At 55.3% G+C, this 7,237-nt stretch carries 5 protein-coding genes, 1 tRNA gene and 1 riboswitch; of the genes, 1 reads left to right on the top strand and 5 read right to left on the bottom strand.

Annotated elements, in window-relative coordinates; all coding sequences use genetic code 11:
- The 3 genes from ACTOZL_RS02630 to ACTOZL_RS02620 form a co-directional block, all read right to left on the bottom strand.
- Nucleotides 1-275: alanine:cation symporter family protein (locus ACTOZL_RS02630; RefSeq protein ID WP_482476528.1), on the bottom strand; the 275-nt coding region annotated here is incomplete at its 3' end.
- Between the two features lie 131 nt (nucleotides 276-406).
- Nucleotides 407-498, bottom strand: a riboswitch (glycine riboswitch).
- A 164-nt stretch (nucleotides 499-662) separates the two neighbouring features.
- Nucleotides 663-1,622, bottom strand: coding sequence for a transketolase family protein (locus tag ACTOZL_RS02625; RefSeq protein WP_482476527.1), 960 nt, complete (start codon nucleotides 1,620-1,622; stop codon nucleotides 663-665).
- Nucleotide 1,623: 1 nt separating this feature from the next.
- Entirely contained in the window at nucleotides 1,624-2,466 is an 843-nt protein-coding gene (locus tag ACTOZL_RS02620) for a transketolase (RefSeq protein WP_482476526.1), read from the bottom strand.
- A gap of 154 nt (nucleotides 2,467-2,620) precedes the next feature.
- On the opposite strand from ACTOZL_RS02620, the gene ACTOZL_RS02615 reads away from it, so the two are divergent.
- Nucleotides 2,621-2,696 (top strand) — tRNA-Pro (locus ACTOZL_RS02615).
- 126 nt (nucleotides 2,697-2,822) lie between these two features.
- Here ACTOZL_RS02615 and ACTOZL_RS02610 read toward each other — a convergent pair.
- Complete coding sequence (locus ACTOZL_RS02610; protein ID WP_482476525.1) at nucleotides 2,823-5,297, bottom strand: DegV family protein; 2,475 nt, start codon at nucleotides 5,295-5,297, stop codon at nucleotides 2,823-2,825.
- A 203-nt stretch (nucleotides 5,298-5,500) separates the two neighbouring features.
- A partial coding sequence (locus tag ACTOZL_RS02605; protein ID WP_482476524.1) for a response regulator occupies nucleotides 5,501-7,237 on the bottom strand: 1,737 nt, incomplete at its 5' end.

Genomic DNA, 7,237 nt, shown 5'->3' with positions numbered 1-7,237 from the left:
GTGGTGATGCCGGCGATATTACCGGTACCCACCGTCCCAGCCAGGGCGGTGGACATGGCCTGGAAGGGCGTAATCTCACCCTCGCCGGCCTCTTGCTTTTTAAAAACTTTGCCCATGGTGTTCTTCATGGCATAACCGAACTTCCGGAACTGGAAGCCCTTTGTCATGATGGTCAGCAGGATGCCCGCGCCAACCAGAAGAACCAGCATAGGCGGACCCCAGACGACATCGTTGATGGCCCCGTTGACAGCAGCTACTCTTTCAGCAAATGTCATTCAAAATCTCTCCTTTTCTCTTGATCTCTTTTCACACGGCTGCAACCGCCAGACGAAAACCGAAAAAGCAGAGCGCCGCAACACACGGCGCTCTGCTCAAAAGGTCAAAATTACCGGACAGCTCTCTCACATTGTCCCAATCTGTCCTTTTGCCTGAGAGAGTTCGCAATGCGTCTAGCCCCTTCGGCCTCCACAACGAGTGGATGTCTCCAGATTTCTTTTTCTGGGCCCTTCCGATCTTGCGGACAATCCCAGGTACATCTGACAGTATTCACTTTGCTGTATCTATTCTACCCTCATTTTATGAAAATTGCAAGGTGAAAAAGCCACGGATGCATGGTTTTGTTTTTATAGGGGGAAATCTTTATGAATTATTCCTAAACTTTCTCAAACCATCAGCGCCCGCTTTATGGAAATCGCCTCTCTCACTTTGTCAACGATTCCGTCAACTGTCAAGCCGTAGGCCTCCAATACCTTCAGCGCCGCCCCGGAGCGGCCGAAGCTATCCTCCACTCCGTGGCGGATCACCGGCACTGGGCACACGCCGGAGAGGTACTCCGACACGGCGCTGCCCAAGCCGCCCACGATGTTGGCCTCCTCGCTGGTGACGATACAGCCGGTCTCTCTGGCTGCGGCCAACAAAATCTCCGTATCCAGCGGCTTGATGGTGTGCATGTCAATGACCCGAACGTCAATATCCTCCTGGGCCAGGTATTCCGCGGCCTTTAAGGCCTCCTGGACCATCATGCCCACAGCCACCACGGTGACATCGGCACCGGGACGCAGGAGCACACCCTTCCCCAGCGCAAACTGGTAGCCTTCCAGGCTGTCCGTCACGGTTTCCACCGCCAGACGGCCCAGACGCATGTAGGCGGGGCCCTCATAGTCCATCAGGGCTTTTACCGCCTGGCGCATCTCGTGGCCGTCACAGGGGCACAGCACCGTCATACCGGGGATGGTACGCATGATGGCCAAGTCCTCAATGCACTGGTGGGTGGCCCCGTCCTCCCCCACAGACAGTCCCCCGTGGGAGCCCACAATGGTAACGTTCAGGCCCGGATAGGCCACGCTGTTGCGCACCTGCTCCCAGGCCCGTCCGGCGGCGAACATAGCGAAAGAGTTGGCAAAGGGCTTCTTGCCGCAAGCGGCCAGCCCGGCGGCTACGCCCACCATGTTGGCCTCCGCAATGCCCATGTCAAAAAAGCGCTCTGGGTACGCCTTGCCGAAGTCTTTGGTCATGGTAGAGCCGGACAGGTCCGCGTCCAGAACCACCAGGTCGGGCTCCTGCTCCGCCAGCTCCAACAGGGCCTTGCCGTAAGCGGCCCGGGTGGCGATCTTCTCAGCCATATTATTTGCCCTCCTTTTCTGCCAGGGCGGCAACCAGCTCCGCCCGTGCCGTTTCATACTGCTCTGCGTTGGGGGCCTTCCCGTGCCAGCCGGCATCGTTCTCCATAAAGGAGACCCCCTTGCCCTTGACGGTCTTAGCCAGGAGCACCGTTGGGGCATCGGTAAAGCTCTGGGCCTTGGCAAAAGCCTCCTCCAGGGCGGTAAAGTCATGGCCGTCCACAGAGATCACATGCCAGCCAAAGGCCTCCATCTTCTGGTCCAGGGGCTCCGAGGGCATCACATCGGCGGTCTTGCCGTCAATCTGCAAGCCGTTCACGTCGATGATGGCACAGAGGTTGTCCAGGCCGTACTTGGCCGCGCTCATGAACGCCTCCCAAACCTGGCCCTCTTCGATCTCGCCGTCCCCCAGGAGGGCGTAGACCCGGTAGCCCTTCTTGTCCAGCTTCCCCGCCAGGGCCATGCCCACTGCGGCGGAGATACCCTGCCCCAAAGAACCGGTGGACATATCCACCCCTTTCACATGGTGCATCTCCGCGTGGCCGGAGAGGTGGCCCTCCACACTGCGGAAGAGCTTCAACGCCTCCTCCGGGAAGTAGCCCCGCTGGGCCAGGATGGGATAGAGGGCCGGGGTGCAGTGGCCCTTGGAGAGGACGAAGCGGTCCCGCTCCGGATCCTGGGGGTTGGCCGGGTCCACCCTCATCACATCAAAATACAGTTGGGTTAGGATGTCCATGGCGGAAAAGGAGCCGCCCAAATGGCCGGATGCACAGTTGTACACCATATCCAGGCCCAGCAGCCGCCCCTTGGCCGCCACGGCCTCCAGGGTGCGTAACTCTGTTTTCATATTGTTGCCTCCTCCTACGGATTTCAAAATTCCGAATTCCTTCATGACATAGTGTACCACGGAAATTTTCTCCGGTCAATTCTCTTTCTGCCCTTGCATTTGTCGTGGATTTCCTTTATAATATGGACTGCTCCACTTTTCAGAGGGCAAACTACGGGGTGTTGCGCAGTTGGTAGCGCGCCTGCTTTGGGAGCAGGAGGCCCAGGGTTCGAGTCCCTGCACTCCGACCACGCAGATTGGAAGAACCGCTCACTTGAGCGGTTCTTCCACATATAAAGCTATGGCCCCCTGGCAACAAAGCCAGGGGGCCATTCTTTATGCTATTGTGACACAAACTACAGGCCAACCAGCCGCCCTCACTTTCTCATAAACAGCAAGCCAAACGCCCGCGGCCCACAGTTGCTGGCAATGGCGGCGGATGCCTTATGGAGGTAGACCCGCTCAAAGGTTCCGTACTGCTGCACCAGCTTTTGAACGTAAGCCAAGCTCTGTTCATCCATCCCTGCATACACGATGAACAAAACCCGCCGGTCAATACTCCCCGCGTTTCTCAGCATCTTTCGCACATAGCGCTTCGCCACCCGGGCAAACCCGCCGATCTCTATAGCACCCACGGTGATCTTGCTCTTCCGCATCACCACCACCGGGTGCAGCAGCAGGGTATCACAGAGGAGTTGTATCCGCTTGGAAACCAAGCCTGCCTGGCACATCATGTGGGTGCTGTCAATGAGGCAGGTAGAGGAGAGCCGCCGCCGGAGGCTTTCCACCGTTTTGATGATATCCTCTTTCGTGGCGTGATTTTCTGCCATTGTCGCAGCGTATAGTACGGCCAACCCCAGGCTGCTGGATAGGTGCCCAGAATCCAACACGGTGATATTACTAAAAGACTTTGCAGCCTCCATGGCGTGGTAATATCCCTCACTGGTATGCTTCGCCATCGTAATGTGGATCACATTCTGGGCCATGGTCAGCTTTTCCGCAAAGAATTTTTCATAATCCTCCACATCAGGCGGTTGGGAATAGCCAGCTTTTCCCGCAGCCAAGTGCCTCACAAACTCGCCTGCCTTCATTTCCAGTTCATCCAAGAAACGGCCCTGGTCTGTGCAGACATAATAGGGGCATGTTGCGATATTGAACTCTTCTTTCAGGGATTCCGGCAAATCGCACACGCTGTCTGTGGTAATCATGACCGGGATCATCTGCTCCCGCTCAAAAATCAGCACATCCTTCCCGATCTCTGCCTGGGTGGACTCCTTGTTGATATGCACCAAATCCCTGGGGAGTACACTCAACACAGCGGTTTCCAGCAGTGCGCCGCTGACCGGCTTGGCCAGGTAGCCATTGAACCCCTCCTTTTGGTAGAGAAGTTGATGCTCGCTCCCTGCGTTGGCCGTCAGCGCAATCACAGGGACATCTTGGCACAGGCCTGCCGGCTGGGTGCGCAGCGCGTGGAGGCACTGGATCCCGTCCATCTTTGGCATCAAGTGGTCCATCAAGATGCAGTCGTAGTGCTGCGTCCGTGTCAGCTTGAGGCATTCCTCTCCGCTCAAGGCAGTGTCAATCTGTATCTTCGTCTCGGAAAGCAGCTTGCGCACCACCATCAGGTTCATTTCATTGTCGTCCACCACCAGCAGGTGGGCGTTCGGGGCCTCAAAGCTCTGCTCATACCGCTCCCCGTCACTGGCGTTCATGTGGGAAGCCAAGATAAAGGTGCCCAGCTCCGAATCGTCGATGATCTCCTGCTCCAACGTAACGATGAAGGTCGAGCCCTTGGTATAGACACTGTTGACGCTGATCTCGCCTCCCATCAGCGTCACCAGCTGATGAACGATACTCAGGCCAAGGCCGCTGCCCTCAATGTGCCGGTTCTTCTTCTCGTCCACACGTTTGAACGCGTTGAACAGCTCGGGGATATCCTCCCGCTTGATCCCCTGCCCGGTATCCTCCACAGAATACCAGATGCGCACCTTGTTCAAAGCAATACGCTCACAGCGGGCAGAAAGGGTTATCGTCCCCTCACTGGTGTATTTGACCGCGTTGTTCAGGAGATTGACCAGGATTTGCTTGATCCGAACCTCGTCCCCGCAGAGCATACTGGGGATGGAGGAATCCACCCGCAGCCGGAATTCCAGCCCCTTTTCTGTGGCTTTGATCCAGATCATGTTGACGATATCCGAGAAGAGCTCCCCCGTCTTATAGGAGGAATTGATGATTTCCATTTTCCCGGATTTCAGCTTGGACAAATCCAAAATATCGTTGATCAACGTCAACAGCATCTTACTGGCACCCTGTATGTTCCGCGCATTCTCCGCAATGCTTTTGGGGATATCCTCACGGAGGGTAAGCTCATTCAATCCGATGATCGTGTTGATCGGCGTGCGGATCTCGTGGCTCATACTGGTGAAGAAGTGGTTTTCCGCCTGATTCAATTCCTCAATCTCTTTTTTCTGCTGAATGGAAAGCTGGTTCTCCCGCTCATAAAGCCGCGTTAAAAACAGCAGCAACACGCCAGTGAGCGCACCCACGATGATCACGGAGACTGCCGAATCCAAAAACGAACGTCTCAGGGTATTCTGGGCGACATATTCCGGAAAATAAAATGCGCCATAATAGCACAGCAGTGTCTCCGCCGTGCAAAGCAGGAAAAACAAGTGTTTTCGCTTTCCCTCTAGGATAATACTAATGTAAATGAAGCACAGCACGAACCATTCCGGCACGCCGCTATAAAATCCCCCCGCTGTAAAAAAGCTCACAGGGAACAGCAGAAGCAGCAGCACCGCAATCATGGTACCGCCCCCGTTGATACACCCCTTTTTAATGCTGAGCCTCATGACCACTGCCATAAAAACAAGGCTTATCAACAACAGGAGAAGATTCTCGATCCGCCTTCCCATAGGAAGTATGAAAATCAACGCGATCATGCAGATGCTCGTCACCGAACAAAACATACGTTCCCGCAAGCTGGTCTTATAGCCATAAATGCTTTCGAGCCATCTTTTTATCACCCGATGTTTCCTCCATTCCTTAGAAATATCTAAACGCCGGTCATGCTCTCGCAGACCTCCTCGTACATACGCAGCAGTATGGGGTGATTCTCATGGATGTATTCTGTATCCTCCTCTTTCCCCGCATGCTCCAGCTGCTTTGCCAGCGCTGAAAGCTCTGTTGCTCCGATGGTCAAGGATGTGCTCTTTAATGCGTGGACCTTCACCGCATAGTCCGGCCAGTTGGCCGCCTCATACAGCGCCATAATCTCCTCTGCCTTTTCCTGCCTTTGGCCGGAGAACATCCGCAGCATATCCAAATAAAATGCGTCGTCCCCACAACAGTAATCCAACCCCATCGCCACGTCAATCCCCACCTCTGCCAGGGCCGCATAGGTCATGGAGAGTGCAGCAGATTGTCCCGCCGGCTGCCCAGCCTCTGGAACAGCCTCCTCTTGCAGGGAATCATACTCTTCTTCCGCGTCAGCGGGGACGGGCGTATCCTCTTCTGTTGCATTGCTATTGTTGTAATGTATGCAGTGCTTTGGCAGCACCCGGCGCAGGACACGTTCCAGGACAGTGCGCTCGATGGGTTTTGCCACAAACTCTGTAAACCCCTCGTCCCGGAACATCTCCCTGGCCCCGCTGATGGTATTCGCAGTCAGGGCGATCACCGGCAGGTCCTGGTACGCACCATTCTCAATCTCCCGGATGCGCCGGAGGGTCTCGATCCCATCAAAGCCCGGCATCATGTGATCCAGGAAAATCATATCATAGGGGGCCTGGGTGCATTGCTTCACAGCCTCTTTCCCGCTGAGGCAGGTGTCCACCTGGATCCCATAGCTGTCTAGGAAGCCTCTGGCCACCACAAGGTTCATCTCTTCGTCGTCAACCACCAACACACGGACCCCTTCACAGGAGAACGGCCGGTGCCCGGCGGCTTGCATCTCATCGAAGCTGTTTTCACTTATGTCGCCATTGAGCAGGTTCACCACAGAGATGGCAAAAAACGGCTTGTGGATCACAAGCAGGTTGCTCTCTCTGTCGAGAGAAAAATCCTTTTCTGCGATCACCGCTACACGCATAGAATTTGCCAATTCCTCGTAGTAGGCGCCGTTCTCTTCATATTCCGACTGGGCGATGAACACATGGGTCAGGTTGTGGTTGCTCAGCAGCTTTAGGAAGCCCTCAAAGTTATGCGCCTGGTAGCCTTCCAGCCCAAGGCCTTCCAGCAGGTGGGAGATCAGCCTGTCGTAATATTGGCTCACCTCATCGCAGGCAAATTTCTCCGGCTTGAAATAGCACGCCACGCAAAGCTGTTCCACGTCTGTAACCACCATGGCCGGGGTATCGTCCACCATCCCCTGGGGGATGATCATGCGGGCTTGCAGGCCCCGCTGCTCCTCCTTGCTGTCAAAGTGGATGAAACCACCCATAGACTGCAAGAGCCCCCGGGCAATGGGGATACCTAGGCCCAAGCCCCCAGCAAAGCGGTTGCTGCCAGAATTGGCCTGGTAAAAGTCATCATCAATCTGGGCAATTTGGGACTCCGTCATCCCGATACCCGTGTCATAGACGTCTATGATTAGGTTGATGCCATAGTTCTCCCGCCGGAACCCAACACTGACCCCAACGCCCCCCTCTTCCGTAAACTTAATGGAATTCTCCAGGAGTATCTTCATCACATGGGAAATCTTTTCTGCATCCCCCACCAAGACCGCCGGAATTTTGGGGTCGATGTCGAAGATCAGTTCCAAATGTCGCTTGCTGTTTTGCACCATGATGGA

The organism is Evtepia sp. (assembly GCF_056797215.1).
This window is presented reverse-complemented; position numbering and strand designations above follow the sequence as displayed.